The organism is Bacillus sp. SA1-12 (genome assembly GCF_000981385.1).
Classification (GTDB): domain Bacteria; phylum Bacillota; class Bacilli; order Bacillales; family Bacillaceae; genus Metabacillus.
In genome coordinates, this window is the sequence record NZ_LATZ01000115.1 from 13,328 (window position 1) to 29,761 (window position 16,434).

At 32.0% G+C, this 16,434-nt stretch carries 13 protein-coding genes and 1 pseudogene; 13 read left to right on the forward strand and 1 reads right to left on the reverse strand.

Translation table 11 applies throughout. The features are described 5' to 3' along the window. Positions 1 to 112 precede the first annotated feature (112 nt). The 6 genes from WQ54_RS19355 to WQ54_RS19385 all read left to right on the forward strand — a co-directional run bounded on the left by WQ54_RS19355 (position 113) and on the right by WQ54_RS19385 (position 8,967). Positions 113 to 1,636 carry a class I SAM-dependent DNA methyltransferase gene (locus tag WQ54_RS19355; RefSeq protein ID WP_046586475.1) on the forward strand — a complete coding sequence of 508 codons (1,524 nt, stop codon included), beginning with the start codon at positions 113 to 115 and terminating at the stop codon, positions 1,634 to 1,636. Further along, positions 1,626 to 2,882: a restriction endonuclease subunit S gene (locus WQ54_RS19360; RefSeq protein ID WP_046586476.1), complete on the forward strand. Its 1,257-nt coding sequence runs from the start codon at positions 1,626 to 1,628 to the stop codon at positions 2,880 to 2,882. Before WQ54_RS19355 ends, WQ54_RS19360 begins: the two co-directional genes overlap by 11 nt. Continuing rightward, positions 2,869 to 5,964: a type I restriction endonuclease subunit R gene (locus WQ54_RS19365; RefSeq protein WP_046586480.1), complete on the forward strand. Its 3,096-nt coding sequence runs from the start codon at positions 2,869 to 2,871 to the stop codon at positions 5,962 to 5,964. The genes WQ54_RS19360 and WQ54_RS19365 overlap by 14 nt, the downstream gene beginning before the upstream one ends. 127 nt (positions 5,965 to 6,091) lie before the next feature. Further along, a complete protein-coding gene (locus WQ54_RS19370) occupies positions 6,092 to 6,361 on the forward strand; it encodes a hypothetical protein (RefSeq protein ID WP_046586481.1) in 270 nt (89 codons plus the stop codon). Positions 6,362 to 6,420: 59 nt separating this feature from the next. Then, on the forward strand, positions 6,421 to 6,792 hold the full coding sequence (locus WQ54_RS19375; RefSeq protein WP_052737876.1) for a YjcQ family protein: 372 nt from the start codon (positions 6,421 to 6,423) through the stop codon (positions 6,790 to 6,792). A 1,971-nt stretch (positions 6,793 to 8,763) separates the two neighbouring features. Next, positions 8,764 to 8,967: a hypothetical protein gene (locus WQ54_RS19385; protein WP_046586485.1), complete on the forward strand. Its 204-nt coding sequence runs from the start codon at positions 8,764 to 8,766 to the stop codon at positions 8,965 to 8,967. A gap of 10 nt (positions 8,968 to 8,977) precedes the next feature. Here the strand turns inward: WQ54_RS19385 and WQ54_RS19390 are convergent, their stop codons facing one another. Further along, positions 8,978 to 9,403 (reverse strand): hypothetical protein, encoded by a 426-nt coding sequence (locus WQ54_RS19390; protein ID WP_046586487.1) that lies wholly within the window; start codon positions 9,401 to 9,403, stop codon positions 8,978 to 8,980. 150 nt (positions 9,404 to 9,553) lie between these two features. Here WQ54_RS19390 and WQ54_RS19395 point away from each other — a divergent pair, with 150 nt between their 5' ends. From WQ54_RS19395 to istA, 7 genes and pseudogenes are all read left to right on the forward strand, one after another. Then, positions 9,554 to 9,838 carry a hypothetical protein gene (locus WQ54_RS19395; protein ID WP_046586489.1) on the forward strand — a complete coding sequence of 95 codons (285 nt, stop codon included), beginning with the start codon at positions 9,554 to 9,556 and terminating at the stop codon, positions 9,836 to 9,838. A gap of 307 nt (positions 9,839 to 10,145) precedes the next feature. Continuing rightward, positions 10,146 to 10,580, forward strand: a complete 435-nt coding sequence (locus tag WQ54_RS19400; RefSeq protein WP_046586490.1) for a type I restriction endonuclease — start codon at positions 10,146 to 10,148, stop codon at positions 10,578 to 10,580. Between the two features lie 62 nt (positions 10,581 to 10,642). Then, positions 10,643 to 10,852, forward strand: a pseudogene (locus tag WQ54_RS32890) (DEAD/DEAH box helicase family protein); the annotation flags it as partial. A 28-nt stretch (positions 10,853 to 10,880) separates the two neighbouring features. Next, entirely contained in the window at positions 10,881 to 12,083 is a 1,203-nt protein-coding gene (locus WQ54_RS19405; RefSeq protein WP_046586491.1) for a putative phage abortive infection protein, read from the forward strand. 270 nt (positions 12,084 to 12,353) lie between these two features. Then, positions 12,354 to 12,830, forward strand: coding sequence for a Panacea domain-containing protein (locus tag WQ54_RS19410; RefSeq protein ID WP_046586493.1), 477 nt, complete (start codon positions 12,354 to 12,356; stop codon positions 12,828 to 12,830). Positions 12,831 to 12,947: 117 nt separating this feature from the next. Beyond that, positions 12,948 to 15,005: a hypothetical protein gene (locus WQ54_RS19415; protein ID WP_046586494.1), complete on the forward strand. Its 2,058-nt coding sequence runs from the start codon at positions 12,948 to 12,950 to the stop codon at positions 15,003 to 15,005. Positions 15,006 to 15,674: 669 nt separating this feature from the next. Further along, a partial coding sequence (gene istA / locus WQ54_RS19420; protein WP_046585568.1) for an IS21 family transposase occupies positions 15,675 to 16,434 on the forward strand: 760 nt, incomplete at its 3' end.

A 16,434-nucleotide genomic window follows, 5' to 3' on the forward strand; every position in this document is an offset into this window, starting at 1 on the left:
TTATTAGATTAATTTTTTATCGCTAAATAATAATTTACAATCCCCCTCTTTTTATATAAAAGCAACTTTATTACAATAGTACTATAAACTCATTTCAAGGAGAGAAAACAAAATGGCTTCGACAGCGAATGTAGGATTTGAAGAAAAACTTTGGTTAATGGCAGATAAATTGCGTGGATCAATGGATTCAAGTGAATATAAGCATGTAGTATTAGGTCTATTGTTCTTAAAATACGTATCTGATGCGTTTGAAGAAAAGCATAAAGAGTTATCAGAAGATGAATGGGCTGATCCTGAAGATAAAGATGAATATGAAGCTGAAAATATCTTCTGGGTACCTAAAGAAGCTCGTTGGAGCTACATTAAAGACAATGCGAAAAAACCTGAAATTGGACAAATTATTGATAATGCAATGTTAGCAATTGAAAAAGAAAACACATCTTTAAGAGGTGTATTACCAAAAGATTACGCTCGTCCCTCACTTGATAAAACAAGACTTGGAGAAACAATTGATTTATTCTCTTTCAAAGTTGGAGATAAGGAAAGCCGTTCACAAGATATATTAGGTCGTGTTTATGAATATTTTCTAAGTAAATTTGCGAGCGCGGAAGGTAAGAACGGTGGAGAGTTCTATACACCATCTTCTGTTGTTAAGTTGCTTGTAGAGATGGTTGAGCCGTATAAAGGGAGAGTATATGACCCTTGTTGTGGTTCAGGCGGTATGTTCGTACAATCTGAAAAATTTGTTGAAGAACACCAGGGTAAACTAGGTGATATCGCTGTCTATGGACAGGAATCTAATCCTACTACATGGCGATTAGCTAAAATGAACTTAGCAATAAGAGGTATTGATAGTAATTTAGGTGAACATAACGCTGATACATTTCACAACGATCTACACAAAGGTTTAAAAGCGGATTATATTTTAGCTAACCCTCCTTTTAACGTAAGCGATTGGGGGGGAGATAGATTAAAAGAGGATTCACGTTGGAACTTTGGTGTACCTCCTGTAAATAATGCAAACTACGCTTGGATTCAACACATGGTATCTAAACTCGCTCCTAGTGGGACTGCGGGATTTGTATTAGCAAATGGTTCTATGTCTTCAAATACTTCTAGTGAGTTAGAAATTCGGAAAAATTTGATAAATGCTGATCTAGTTGAATGTATAGTAACTCTACCAGGACAATTATTCTATTCGACACAAATTCCTGTATGTTTATGGTTTCTTACACGTAATAAAGGAGGAAATGGTCAACGTAACAGAAAAGGAGAGATTTTATTCATTGATGCACGTAGATTAGGGTTTATGGCAGATCGTACTCATAAAGAGTTTAGCGATGAAGATATAAGAAAAATTGTTAAAACATACCACGCATGGAGAGGTACAAATGAGCAAACCTATGAAAACATAGCCGGCTTTTGTAAGTCTACAAAGATAGAAGAAGTTTGTGAGCAAGAATACATTTTAACTCCTGGTCGTTATGTAGGATTAGAAGAAGTTATAGAAGACGATGAAGCATTTGAGGAGAAAATGATTAATTTAACTAGGGGGCTTGCAGAACAATTTGCTAAATCGAAGAAATTAGAAGAGGAAATCCGCCATGAATTAAGGGGGATTGGATATGAGGTTTAAAGATTGGCCTATTTTAACTATTGATGATGTTTGTATTGTAACCGATTGTTTACACAAAACGGCACCAACTGTAGATTATGAAACAGAATATAAGATGCTTAGAACATCTAACATAAGGAACGGAAAAATTGATAAACAAAATGTTAAATATGTAACAAAGGATACTTATGAGGCATGGAGTATTCGAGGGAAACTTGAGTTTGATGATGTAATATTAACTAGAGAAGCTCCTATGGGAGAGGTTGGAATAATTAAATCCAAAGATAAATTCTTTCTAGGGCAACGTATGCTTCAGTTAAAAGCAGTCACTAGTGTGATATTACCGGATTTTTTATATTATTCTTTGCAAACACCTTTCTTACAACATCAAATAAAAATGAATGAAGGAACAGGTTCAGTAGTGAGTAATATTAGAATACCTCTTCTTAAGAAAATGAAGATACATGTTCCACCTATTGAGATACAAAAACGGTTAGTTAAAATTTTAAGATCAATAGATGAAAAAGTAGAGGTTAATTCTCAAATTATTTCTTCACTTGAACAACTTACTGAAACTTTGTATAAAAAGTGGTTTATTAACTTTAAACCCCCTAAAGATAAAGGTGAAAGCTCTGAAGGTGGAAACATGGTAGACAGTGAGTTTTGTGAAATACCTGCAGGATGGAAAATTAAACATCTTAATGAAGTAGCTGAAATAACATACGGTAAAGCTTTTAAAAGTAAACTTTTCAATGAAAACAAAGAGGGACTTCCTTTAATTAGAATTAGAAATATACCTAATGACTATTCTGATATATATACAACGGAAGATTATGAAGAGAAATATATTATTGATCAAGGTGATTTATTAATTGGTATGGATGGAGAATTTCAAGGACATATTTGGAAAGGGAAAAGATCTCTTCTAAATCAACGAGTTGTAAAGATAAAAAGTACAATATTACCTCATTTATACTTGTATTTTGCTTTGAAAAAGCCAATTAAGGAAATTGAATTTGGTAAAGTAGGAACTACAGTTATCCATCTATCTAAAAAAGATATTGATGGAATAAAAATTTTATATCCTGATCAACAACTACTTGATAGAATATCGGAGATGTTTGATCCCATTTTAGAGGAATTAAAAACAATTGCATTAGAAAATTTTAATCTTAAAGAATTAAGGGATATCTTGTTACCGAAAATACTATCCGGGAAAATTGAACTTCCGATTGAAAGTGAGGAAGAGGTCAATGTTCAAATTTAATGAAGATGAATTAGAACAAGCTACACTTGATTGGTTTAAAGAGTTAAATTATGAAATAGCTTATGGACCCGATCTTTCTCCTGGTGGGGATTCAATTGAACGTGAAGATTTTTCAACTGTATTCTTAGAGGGGCGTCTTACAGATGCCCTTTCCAGGATAAATAAGGGAGTATCTTTCCAGGCAATTGAAGAAGCTGTTAGGAAAATAACAATCCCTCAACATCCAAGTCTCTTATTGAGCAATAAGGCTTTTCAGAAAATGTTGACGGATGGTGTAGATGTGGAAATTCGGGAATCAGATGGTCGAAATGCTACTAAAAAGTTATGGTTATTTGATTTCAAGGAACCTGAAAAGAATGACTTTATGGTAGTGAATCAATTTAGTATCCAAGAAGGTTCTACTAATAAACGTCCCGATGTTATTGTTTTTGTAAACGGTCTTCCTTTAGTTGTTTTTGAATTAAAGAGTTCAACTGATGAGAATGTGGGGATTTCTCATGCGTATAATCAATTACAAACTTATAAAAATACTATTCCTTCTCTCTTTCAGTACAATTCATTTATGGTAATTAGTGATGGACTAAATGCGAGAGCAGGTACATTAACTTCTGATGAAGAGCGTTTTATGATGTGGAGAACTGTAGATGGTAAATCTATTGCCTCGAATTCTATTCCACAGCTAGAAGTTTTGATCAAGGGCATGTTTAAACCTAACATTCTGATTGATATAATTAAAAACTTTGTATTGTTCCAAGTAAGTGGAGAGAAAGTCATTAAAATACTAGGTGCTTATCATCAATTTCATGCGGTAAATAAAGCAGTTGAAGAAGCAAAACGAGCATCTTCCGAGGATGGAGATCGGAAAATTGGAGTTATCTGGCATACGCAAGGATCAGGCAAAAGTTTATCGATGGTTTTTTACACAGGTAAGTTAGTTCAGGAATTAAATAATCCTACAATTGTTGTTCTTACAGATCGAAATGATTTAGATGAACAACTTCATACAACATTTAGTCAATCAAGTGATCTCTTACGTCAAACTCCAAAACATGCAGAAGATAAAAAACATCTTAAGGAGCTCCTGTCAGTTGAATCTGGTGGGATAATTTTTACAACAATGCAGAAGTTTGGTCCTGAAGATGGTGAAGAAACAATTGAATCTTTAACTGATAGAAGAAATGTAATTGTTATGGCAGATGAAGCTCATCGTTCACAATATGGTTTCGAGGCTCAAGTTAAAAAATCCAAATCCGAAGCAAACCTAAAATACGGGTATGCTAAATATTTACGTGATGCATTACCAAACGCGTCTTTCATAGGTTTCACTGGAACACCAGTTGAGTTATCGGATAAAAACACTCCCGCAGTTTTTGGAAACTACATTGATATTTATGATATGACCCAAGCTGTAGAAGATGGTGCTACAGTTAAGATATTTTATGAAAGTCGGATTATCAAATTAGATTTGCCAGAAGACTTACAATTAGATGAAGAATATGATGAGATTACTGAAAATCAAGAGCTAGATGAACGTGAGAAATTAAAATCAAAGTGGTCTCGGTTGGAAGCGTTAGCAGGTGCAAATGAACGCTTAAAACGTTTAGCAAAAGATGTTGTTAACCATTTTGAAAACCGTCAGAATGCTATCTTTGGTAAAGGCATGTTGGTCGTTATGTCTAGAAGGATCGCAATTGATTTATATAAAGAAATCATAAAGCTACGTCCTGAATGGCATAGTGATGACGATGATAAAGGTGTTATTAAAATTGTTATGACCGGTTCCTCAAGTGATCCAGAAGACTGGCAACCATTTATCGGAAATAAACGAAGACGAGAGTATTTAGCTAAACGTATGAAGGATAATAACGATCCACTAAAACTAGTTATTGTTCGGGATATGTGGCTTACAGGATTCGATGTTCCTTCCATGCACACTATGTATGTTGATAAGCCGATGAAAGGCCATAACTTGATGCAGGCAATAGCTCGCGTTAACCGTGTATTTAGAGATAAACCTGGTGGATTAGTTGTTGATTATATAGGAATTGCAGATAACTTGAAAGAGGCTTTAAGTCAGTATACTGATAGCGATAAGGAGAACGCAGGTGTAGATACTTCTGTTGCTGTCGATATTATGATGGAGAAATACGAATTGATTCAAGAATTACTTTATGAACATAATTACAGTAAGTTTCAATCTGATAAACCAACTGAACGAATGCAAGCAATAATAGAAACTGTTGATTTTGTAATTGGACTTGGAGAAGATCATAAGAAACAATTCCTAAGATTAGTAACTGAATTGGCAAAGGCTTTTGCATTATGTTCTACTGAAGAAGCAGCACAAGAAATTAATGAAGAAATTGGATTCTTTAAAGCTGTCAAATCAGGAATTATTAAGTTACTACCTGAAGATAAGAAAAAGAAAACACAAGCACAACTCGACGCACAGATTAACCAATTGATATCAAAATCTATAATTTCAGAAGAAGTTGTAGATATTTATCAATCATTAGGTCTTGATAAACCTGATATATCTATTCTATCAGATGGATTCTTAGCTGAAGTAAAAGCACTTCCTCATAAAAATTTAGCTGTAGAATTGTTGAATCGTTTATTAAACGGAAAAGTTAAACATATCCAAAGAAGAAATCTTGTCCAAGCTAAAAAGTTCTCTGACCTGTTAGAGGGGGCTATCCAGAAATACAATAAACGTACAATTGAGACTTCAAAGGTTATAGAAGAACTTATTGAATTGGCTAAAGAGGTAAATGATGCTTACAAGCGCGGTGAAGAGAGTGGACTCTCACAAGAAGAAATTGCTTTCTACGATGCTTTATCCTCCCATGAAACAGCCAAGGAAGTTATGGGAGATGAGATTCTAAAAGCTATTGCTCATGAATTGACCAAAGCAATTAAGTCAAATATGAGTATTGATTGGAATTTGCGATCATCTGCAAGAGCAAAAATGCGTATTACCGTTAGAAGATTATTGAAGAAATATGGTTACCCACCTGACCTACAAAAAATGGCTGTAGAAACAGTGGTTCAGCAAGCTGAATTAATGGCTTCTAATTTATAAGTAAAAATCTAAACGTCTTTCATATTAGAGAGCCGTTTTTATTTTTCACTTAAAATTTAATTAAACAATGAAACCTTATAAAGAAATGGTAAATATACCTGTTATGATAAAATTAAGGAGGGATAGAATGAAAAAAGTTGATTTTGTTATTTCAGGTTGTATAGAAACAGGAGATTATACCATACAAGAAGCAAACATTGGACTTTATACAACGGTACATGAAGTAAAAAGAAACAGAAGGTCAGGGCTAAAAGAAAATAGAAAATGGATAGGTGAGTATGTAATTTCAAAATACGATTATCCTTTAAATAAAGTTGTTACCCATAAATGTGTTAAGCCCGGTAGAGATGAAAAAAAGTATCCTATTCACAAATGGGAACTTAATCAATACATCTAAACAATAGGAGGAAAATATATCCTTTCAGCGAATTTTAGAGTGAAGGGAGGGAAAAAATAATGGAATTAGATAAAAAGCAACAGGTATTAGTAGCGATTTACACTGAATATCAAAAAGATTTACCGAATATGTCAAGTGTTAATCACGAAAGCCTTGAAATGGACGAGGAAATTTTCGTAGTTGCTCTTGAAAAATTGCTTAATGAAGGTCTAATAATAGATGTTGACTTCTATCTTGGCGGTGATTACTCACTTCAAACAACTAAAATGACTAGTTATGGACTTAATTATGTTGAAGAAAAGTTAGGAATTGAACCTACATTAAGTGGAGCAGAAAAGGTTAAAGAGGTTGCGAAACAAGCAACGCAGTTCGGATATAATGAGCTAAAAGATTTCGCATCAAAAGTAGTTGCAGAGTTATTAAAAGGATAGATTGAGCATCCTTCTTAGGGTGCTTTTTAATTTCTCGAAAGTATAGGGTTATGTTAGCAGTATCAGGAAAAAAAGCAAATGGACTGATCAACCAATTAACTTACTTACTGACAAAGGCATGGACAAAGCTAAAAATTTCAGTTCATAAAACAGTTGCAGATACTTAAATGGTTAGATATAATTGTGTCGTATAACAATATATGTTATTAAATTAACCTAACATTATAGTTTTAAAGCTATATTTAATGATTATAAATCCAGTATCGACTCAAAATCGTGTTCCGTAAGGAGTGTCGGTTCGACCCCGACCACTGGTATCTATTAATCGGTTAGAAGACGTTTATGCGACGGTAAATTGGCGGCATTGTTCGCTGAGATACCATCGCTTTTTTGCGTTTAATAAGCGTTAAACGTTACGGTAAATGGTCGTGTGCCTAAAGGCGAAGGAATTGTTAAGTCCGTTTATGGTCGCTAAAGGGGCGAAGGTGGTTGAGGCGGAAGAGACCAGAGAAGAATTAAACGAAGAGGGATAAAGCTATTATGTCAGATTTAAATAGATTTCGAGTGATGGACCGTGATTCGATTGCCGAGCTACATTTCGCTAACTTAAAATCTCCTCAGTATGCCGCGAATAACGTATTACTACAATTAGTCCGTGAAGGCCACGTTGAGAGGTATACGCATTTCCAGCCGTATGTTTACTTTCCATCAGATTCGAATATAAAGAAGTCGAGTCAGAAGATACCACATTTTCTTACGATTCTAAATACGTATAAGGAGATAAGCCAGCACGGTAAATTCGAAATGTTCCAGGTCGAGCCGAAGTATGGATCGAAGGGACTTGCGGAGCCAGATATCGTATGTATATTCCGTCGTACGCCGTTTTTTATCGAAGTTCAGAAGACGTGTATACTCCGAAAAGCAAATGCAGGCGAAGCTAGATCGTTATGACGACTGATTTCAGACTGGAATTGTCCAAAGTGAACCGTGGCAGCATCCAGAAAAGCAGATGTTTTCGCATGTACTGATATTATCAGAGCAACGTTATCCGATCGAATCTAACTCGAAGTTCCGTATATTCCAGGCGCAGTCGTTTACGCAATTCCTTCAAACGGTGCAGCCTAAACTGATGAAACAGCCGACAGTGAAGACGAATAGTTCCGGAAGAGTTAGGGTGAAAATAAAATAATATTAGATTTTTATGTTTTCAGATTGCAAACATGAGGGAGGATTTGTTATAATATTGTCAAAAGGTATTCTAAGAGTGAACATTGTTTTGATAAAAGTATACTAAGAGCGTACATTAATTTAGAAAAATAACCCCAATGGATGCACCCATTGAGGTTATGATACAAATTGCAATCGAAAGATTCGTGATTGGCAAAGTTTTTTAGAGTAACCTATTAATTCTTTGTCGTAATAAACTGATAGGTTACTTTTCTATCCATTATTGTTCGGTATACTGGTATATATTACTTTTTTATTTCTGTTATTAAGAACATTAAGGTAACAAGATCAACCATAAATGAAGCTGTGGTTAAATCCATAACTATCATCTCCATATAAAAAGGCTCAACCACGTACCTACGATGCAATGTATCTTAATTAAATAATATTTCAAAAGATTGAATTAATCAACCAAATTCTTACTAATTGTCGATATTTATCCAGATTAATAGAATTATACGATATAAGGAGCCTTGATTGGGCTCCTTATTTTGTTTCTTCAAAGGGGAAACTCGTATTACAAGCGAAGAGGTATCAAAAAGGTTAGACGAATTGAACGATTTATTGAATTAATGGGGGTGTCCTTTGGGGCATCCTCTTTTTAAATAGAGTGGGAATGACGATAGGAGAAATAAATACAATACTTTACTATCGGATATATGACATTATTTTTCATACATCTAATGAAATGAGGTTCCAATAATACAATATTGAAATATAATTTAATAAAGAAGGTGAATCCAAGTGAAGGAAGTAAAAAGGTCTGCTAAAGTTGGAGAAAAAATAAAAATCACCAGAGAACATCAACGGTTAAGAGGACATACTGCTTATCCATTAGGAAGTATTTGGGTTGTTGAAGATGTGTTGGATGAAGAAAAAGGTCTTGTTTTTTGCTATGGGAATTCCTGTGGGAAATTTGCTGAAGAATATGTAGTTCTAGAAGAATAAACACATCCGACTATTCATAGTAGAAGGATGTTTTTATATTTTTCCAAGGTAATTCATCAAATCCGAAGAGGTTATAAGAAAAACCTAAAGATTTTATCTTTTTAATAAGTTCTCTATCCGGCTCAAGATTACCTATGTAGACTGTAGCTTTTTTTGGTAAATTCTCTAAAAAGAAATCAATCTCTGGTCGATCAACTTCCCAATATGAACTACCAATGATAACAAGAGCATCTAGATCGGAAACCTTTGATTCATATACCCGAAGCATGGTATCTACCCAGCTTAAATGTATTTGGATATTACTAACAGAAGGCGGTATAATATCAGCTTCATATCTATGGGATAACCACTTGGATTTTGGAATAACTTCTACTTTTCCAAAGTCATTTCTTGTGAAAAATAAGGATTTTCTAACATACTCTTGTGGAGGAATCATATCACCAAACACATTCTGAATTGGAATGTCAAAATCTATTGATCCGTGTGGTTTTATAATCGGAATACCTGTATAAGGTTCATTTGTACCTATACGTGTATAAGCGTTGAGTTTTCTCCCTGTAGTGAAGGGATATTTATTGAAGGGAGAATGAAGCCTGAGGTAAACGAAATCCGTGTAAAAGTAGCGAATGCCCTGGACTCGGCCCGGATTCGAGTTAAGACTGTAGCAACCCTTATTAAAGATTACATGGAGGAAAAAGAAGTTATTATAGAAACTTATATTAAAATAGTCGAAGAGTTAGAAGAGAAGGTTAGTCAAGCTGACCTACCACCAGAAAATGATAAATACAGAGATATTAAAAAAACGAATAAGGAGATTATAGACAAACTTATCTATAGAAGAAGGGATTATTGTTTTCTCGGCTTATGTTGATCTTCCAATTGAAAAGAAGTATTATAAGAAGTTTCGCAGGCAGTCAATTGAAGGAGTTTATGATGAATGAAATCTAAAATGAGCCAAAAAGTGGTCATTTTTGACGATTCAAATAATGTTATATATATTCAAAAAAGCGGGCAGATTGCTCGTTTTTTCCATTTAAAACGTAAGTAAGGAAAACTAATAACTTAGAGTGTATTATTTTTAGAAAATAGTCAAAAAGTATTATTATTCATGTAAATTTCTGGTACATTTAATAATATATAATTTCCGTTCTTTAACTTGTTTAAGGGAGTGAGAATACATGTCAGAAAATGAAAAAGAGACCCGAAAAAAGAGAATTGATAAGAAACTGAAGGATGCTGGTTGGATTATTATCGCAAATAAGGATGTAAATAATTATTCTTATTTAGAATATCATGCAGTAGAGGAATACCCTACTGATACCGGGCCAGCAGATTATGCTTTGTTTGTTAAAGGAAACTTGTTAGGGTTCGTTGAAGCGAAGAAGGTATCAGTAGGTGTTTCAAATGTTTTGGAACAAGCAAAAAGATATTCTTTAGGTGCAAATGAAACCATTGGTTTATGGGACATTTATAAGACTCCTTTCCTTTATTCATCTAATGGGGAAGTAGTTTACTTCTTAGACGTAAAGAATGAACTAAATATTTCTAGACAAATTCAACATTTTCATACACCTTTTGCTCTTGAAGAATTTTTAATAGGAATGACAAAATAGCAGCATTAAAGCTACAAAAACCAATTAATATTGAAGGAATAAGACTATAACAGGCCGAAGCTGTAAAAAATACAGAGGAAGCAATAATAAACGGGAAAAGAAATTTATTAATTTCAATGGCGACAGGCACTGGGAAGACTTTTACAACTGTTTCTCAAATCTATAGATTGCTTGAGTCAAAAATAGCACAAAGGATTTTATTTTTGGTGATAGAAGGTGATGAGATGTTGAAGGAGGAAATCGAAAAGGTTTCATCCTTTAGGTATGATTAGAATAAATAAACGTAAATTAGGTGATTAAATGAAGGAAACACGACGATCAGGAATTGGATGGGGGCTATTAATTTCTTTATTGATTGTATTAGGGTTTGGTAGCCTAACACTTTTTTATATCATCCCATTTATATTCATACAGACAGATTGGATCCCATTGGGTGATTTAAAATCATTTTTCTTTAAAAGCGAAGGGGCTATTAATAACAATGATCAGAGTAACTCAGAAATTATTGGTACTTTGGGAACCGTTGGAGATTGGTTTGGCGGAACTACTTTGCCAGTATTAACATTCCTAAGCTATATTGGTGTTATGATAGCAATAATTATGCAGAGACAGGAACTTGGTTTACAAAGGAAAGAATTGCAAGAAACTCGAGATGTATTTATAATTCAAAGATTTGAAAATACATTTTTTAACATGATCACATTGAATAATGATATTATTACAAATATAAAAATTGATATAGGCAAAATATCCAATAAATCAAGTCATTCCCCATCTTCTGGAAGAGACTCTTTTAGTGATTTATATACAGAGTTACTTTCGACATTTTCAGGTAAAGGTAAGGATAGGAAAGAAGTGCTAGAAGAAATAATAAATTCATATGAGTTATTTTTTTCAGCGTACCAGGATTCAATTGGACATTACTTTAGGAACTTATATCGAATAACTAAGTTTATTCATGAAAATGAAGCCCTTTCAATGGACCAAAAACAAAACTATATAGGAATTTTGAGAGCACAATTATCTACATACGAATTATTGTTAATCTTCTATAATGCACTTAGCGATTATGGGTCAGAAAAATTTCTTCCACTTATCAAAAAATACAATTTATTTGATAATATTAACAATACTCTTTTAATTAATCAAAAACTTGATTGGGAACTGTATAAAAACTTTGAGGAAACTAAAATCAACTTATTAAAAAATGAATTTGAGGACTCATTAATTTTAGCTTTGTATAATAGTACAGCAAAAGGGCAAATTTCAGGTGCAATTAATAAAATCTCAGAGTTAGGATCAGTACCCAAGGATAAGAAAATAAATTGTTTAAATGATATATCAGATATGATAAAAGTATTGATAGAAAGTGATTGCGTGCTTAGTGATTATCAGATAAAGTTGTTAAATAGTATTCTTATCTATATTGAAAACTACGGAAAAGAATTGGGATTAAAAGATGATAAGAGCAAAAAATTCTTACATAAATTAAAACTACAATAGCTAAAAAAGAAGCAAAAGTAAAATGTTTTTTCTTTTACTCAGAGTATAAAGTATTGAAGTGTAACCTAGGTTTTTCTAGGTATATATTATTTATTCCATTTCTAACGAAATTTTTTCTTCTGAAGCTCCTATATTCACAAACACAGTTGCAGAAATATATTTAAGTTTTAACATATACTTATCCTAATGCATAATATTATAAGTAGCAGTGTATTATTTTAATTTATTTTAATGTATAATTAAATTACATAATAAAAGGGAGGGGTTAATGTGGCAAGTGTATATGATGTTGCAAAATATTTTATATCACTAAGTGAGCCAGAAACTGATCGGGAAATTACCCATCTTAAGTTACAAAAGCTCGTATATTATGCACATGCATGGCACATAGCTGCATATGACGGTGACCCCCTTGTAGAAGATGATAACATTGAGGCTTGGATACATGGGCCTGTTTTTCCAAGATTGTATCGGGAATACAGACATTATGGTTATAGTCAAATAAATTATTCCGAGGATCTTATTGGCAATATAAATGCACTTCATCACAATGAGATAGATATTATTCATGTAGTTTGGGAAATATACGGTGAATTTTCTGGTAAATATTTAGAGAATTTAACCCATACAGAGGAACCTTGGATAAATGCTCGTGAGGGACACGATAATTTTGACTACGGAAACAATGTAATCACTAATGATGACTTGTTACATTACTACGGTCCTCTCTTTGCACAAATGATATAAGATAGTATAGTCAATAATCACCTTTAGATTATTGACTTTTTATTTAATTTATAGTGAATTATAAAATTTTTCGTAAATTCCCTTTAATTAAACTATTTTGAAATTCAGGAGAAAGAAATGTTAATAGAAATTATTTCAATCTTGTTTTTAATTTTAATTTTTATAATAACAATTTTTATTTATGAAAATATAACTTTTCTAAAGTATATCAACTCCTCAGAAAACAATTTAGAGAAGATAAAAAATGATCCTACTAGTTTTACATTTGATGAAATAAAAGAAAGGTCTATTAAGTCAGTAAAAAGAAGAGCTCAAAGATCAGCAATTATTCAAAAACAAATTATTAAAATAAATAAGCATTATGGAATGTTTACAATTATTAGTATATTGGTATTCTTATTTTTATTTCTAATAACATACTTTCTCCTCCCTAACAGTGTAGTTTTATATAATATTATTAAGGTAATTCTAGCTTTTCTTGATACTTTGTTACCTCTTGAATTAATTGATTTTTTAAAAAGTAAAAGTCAAGATTTGTATAAGCTCTTTAATCTGTTAAATAACAGTATTGGAGTATTATTATCTATAAGTGTATCTATATATATTTTTACTTATAGAGTAAGAAGGACAATTTCTATAAGTAGTAATATTGTCCTTCAGGATAATTTATCAGTTTTCCTTTTAGTGTTTTTCACATTTACGTACGGTAAGATTTTCGCCACATTTAATACTGAATTATTATTAAATCAAAGTAGCAATTTGCAAATTTTCTTATGGATAATTCTTTTTATAATTTCATTGAAACTAGGACTTACATATGTAATAGGAAATATGTTAAGAAGTGTTAATTTTGACTATATATTAAAGAAAACAACAGATACTGTAGACCATATAATAAATATTCTTTGTTATACAGAAAAATATGATAAAGAGTTAATTAACTATTTAACTCACAGCATGTTAAGTGTGTACCAAACACTAACTATTAGTATAGAAAAAAACGATGGTGATTCTTTTAGAAACTATTTTAATATATGGGAAAAAATAATTACAAAATTCATGCATGGAAACAGTAAAACCTATCTAAGAAGATATGTTCCATTCGATGTATTGAACTCCTTACCAATGAAAAAGGATGAATATAAAAAGGAAGATTGGTTTAAATCTTTTTATACTATTATTGTAGAAAATCACTTACATCTATGTATTTGTTTGTACAATAATAATAAATTTGATTCTGCAAATGAATGTCTTAAGTTATTTACTGTATTGGCTCCCCCAAAAGAGAACAAAGAAATATATATTATATATGTAAAACATTTTAAGCAAATTATTAAGTTAATTGATAGTGAACACCCGATAATATTACAAAATACCGTTGATGTGCTAAAAGAATTTAGTAAGGAAAATGAAGAAGAGTTGTATGGGATTTTAATATATAATGAATTGTTGTTAAAAGCAGTACAAGAAAGTGATATAAAGAAGATAAGTTTAATTGTATATTCAATGTTTGGCTCTACTAAGTTGAATAAATATAAAGGTACGGTTTCTAATAAAAATATAAAAATTGAAGAATTATCACCTATGCTTCAAAAGTTATTTGCTGTAACCAAAAGAGAGGTGCAGCTACCAAGCAATATTGAAGAAAATTATAAAAAAGCTATTATTTTTATGTTATTACAAATTATGTTAAAAAGTATTGAAATAGGAAATTATGATGTAACAGGTTTCTTAATAAAAATGTTTGTTACAAAATTACATGAATCAGAGTTTATACAGTTGGTAGAAGATGTTTACATTGAGTTTACTAAAATATTAACTAAAAGAAACCCTTATATTTCTAAGGCTGAGAGTGATGTTGAAATTATAAATCCAAATTTTAATGATGAAACAATTGATTACTGTACTTATAAACTTTCAATTTTACTCTATGGCCAGCAAAAATATGCAGTAATCAATAAATTACCTGGTCAGATGGCATATTCAGGACCTTTTTGTTTTTTATATTTTATTCCTTTAGAAAAAGGAATTTACAAATGTGAATATATCTCATATCTATTTAATAAGCTTGATAAAGCAAAGGGGAAATATGGATTAATTTATTTAAGTGATGATGAATTTATTAGAACCCTTAAAGAAGATGTATTATTAAGGGTAAAGAATTACAAAACTTAATTATATAACTTGCCAAGATCCTTTTAACTTTAAAAATAATTAAAGTTATTATGTTAACCTTGTCCTAAAACATGTTTTTAATCCAGTGTGTTGCTAAAAGTATTTTTTGTTAAAAAATTCTGCAATTATTTTACAATGATAAGAAAATAATAATCTCCCTGGATCATTGTTAGAGCTGCGCTAATATCAATTTCTAAGGATATTGGAACAGCTCCAAGAGGTTATTGTTACTACAAAGGTATCCTATATAGAAAAGTCGTATTTAACAGGCGTTGAAGCAGTTAATTTTATGAGAAGTAGTATAGAGTCTTAACTTTGAACAGGAAACAAATGAGAAAGCAATCAGTAAAATGTAATTGTATTTTTAGGGACTTCTTATTGTTCAGCTATCTATCGCTAGATAGGTTACCAAATGTACTTGGCGTTCCAATCAGACCTCCCCAGGTAAGAGTGCAATCTTTCCCTCCACCTATCTGCTTTCATTTACTCTGTATCACCTTCGACAGAAAGGACTTTGTTTTGTTAAGCAAACTCATCCAATGATACCTAGCCTTATATGAAGTTCGTGTTCCTCAGACTACAAATGCTAATTTAAATATGTAAAAATTTGATTAATTAAAGATGTACAGTTTCGACTCATTTCTACATACTAATCTTGGGGTGATTAGTATGTACATAGCGTTAGATATCCAAACAGATTTTAAGATTAATAGTCTTACAGACTTACCAAAATTAAAAATACTGATGGAGAATTTAAAAATGCGAATTAACAAGAGTCAATTAGCGAGAGAATTAAATGTAGATCGGCGTACCATTAATAAATACCTGAATGGATTTACTCCCAAGAAAACAAAAAACAAATCTTCAAAAATTGATGAGTACTATGGAGTTATTTCCCTTTTATTATCAAAAGAATCAAAACAAGTGTTTTATTATAAACGAGTGCTCTGGCAATATTTAAAAGATAATCACGACTTGGATTGTGCAGCTTCTTCTTTTCGTAGATACATTCAAAGTAAACCTGAGTTTCAATCTTACTTTAGTGAGGGAAAGAGAATCAATTCAACTCAATCTAGTATCAGGTATGAAACTCCACCAGGGGAACAGGCACAACTTGATTGGAAAGAGAACATTCGGTATGAAACAAAAGATGGTGAAGTTGTTCATGTAAACGTGGCGGTATTATTGCTTTCATATTCTAGGTTTCGAACTTTCTATATGACCATATCAAAGTCACAAAGTGTGCTATTGTCATTTTTAACAGAAGCATTTGAAGCCATAGATGGTGTACCGAAGCAGATCGTGACTGACAATATGAAAACGGTAATGGATGAAGCAAGAACAAATTATACCAAAGGAATAGTCAATAAACGTTTCGCTCAATTTGCGGATGATTTTGGATTTAAAGTGCAGCCTTGTATTGCAGGAA

Bases quoted from the DNA above. Each gene is read 5' to 3' on its own strand.
- WQ54_RS19355 (WP_046586475.1), top strand. From the start codon at position 113: ATGGCTTCGACAGCGAATGTAGGATTTGAAGAAAAACTTTGGTTAATG.
- WQ54_RS19395 (WP_046586489.1), top strand. From the start codon at position 9,554: ATGAAGCCTGAGGTAAACGAAATCCGTGTAAAAGTAGCGAATGCCCTG.
- WQ54_RS19375 (WP_052737876.1), top strand. From the start codon at position 6,421: ATGGAATTAGATAAAAAGCAACAGGTATTAGTAGCGATTTACACTGAA.
- WQ54_RS19370 (WP_046586481.1), top strand. From the start codon at position 6,092: ATGAAAAAAGTTGATTTTGTTATTTCAGGTTGTATAGAAACAGGAGAT.
- WQ54_RS19415 (WP_046586494.1), top strand. From the start codon at position 12,948: ATGTTAATAGAAATTATTTCAATCTTGTTTTTAATTTTAATTTTTATA.
- WQ54_RS19400 (WP_046586490.1), top strand. From the start codon at position 10,146: ATGTCAGAAAATGAAAAAGAGACCCGAAAAAAGAGAATTGATAAGAAA.
- WQ54_RS19390 (WP_046586487.1), bottom strand. From the start codon at position 9,403: ATGATTCCTCCACAAGAGTATGTTAGAAAATCCTTATTTTTCACAAGA.
- WQ54_RS19360 (WP_046586476.1), top strand. From the start codon at position 1,626: ATGAGGTTTAAAGATTGGCCTATTTTAACTATTGATGATGTTTGTATT.
- WQ54_RS19365 (WP_046586480.1), top strand. From the start codon at position 2,869: ATGTTCAAATTTAATGAAGATGAATTAGAACAAGCTACACTTGATTGG.
- WQ54_RS19405 (WP_046586491.1), top strand. From the start codon at position 10,881: ATGAAGGAAACACGACGATCAGGAATTGGATGGGGGCTATTAATTTCT.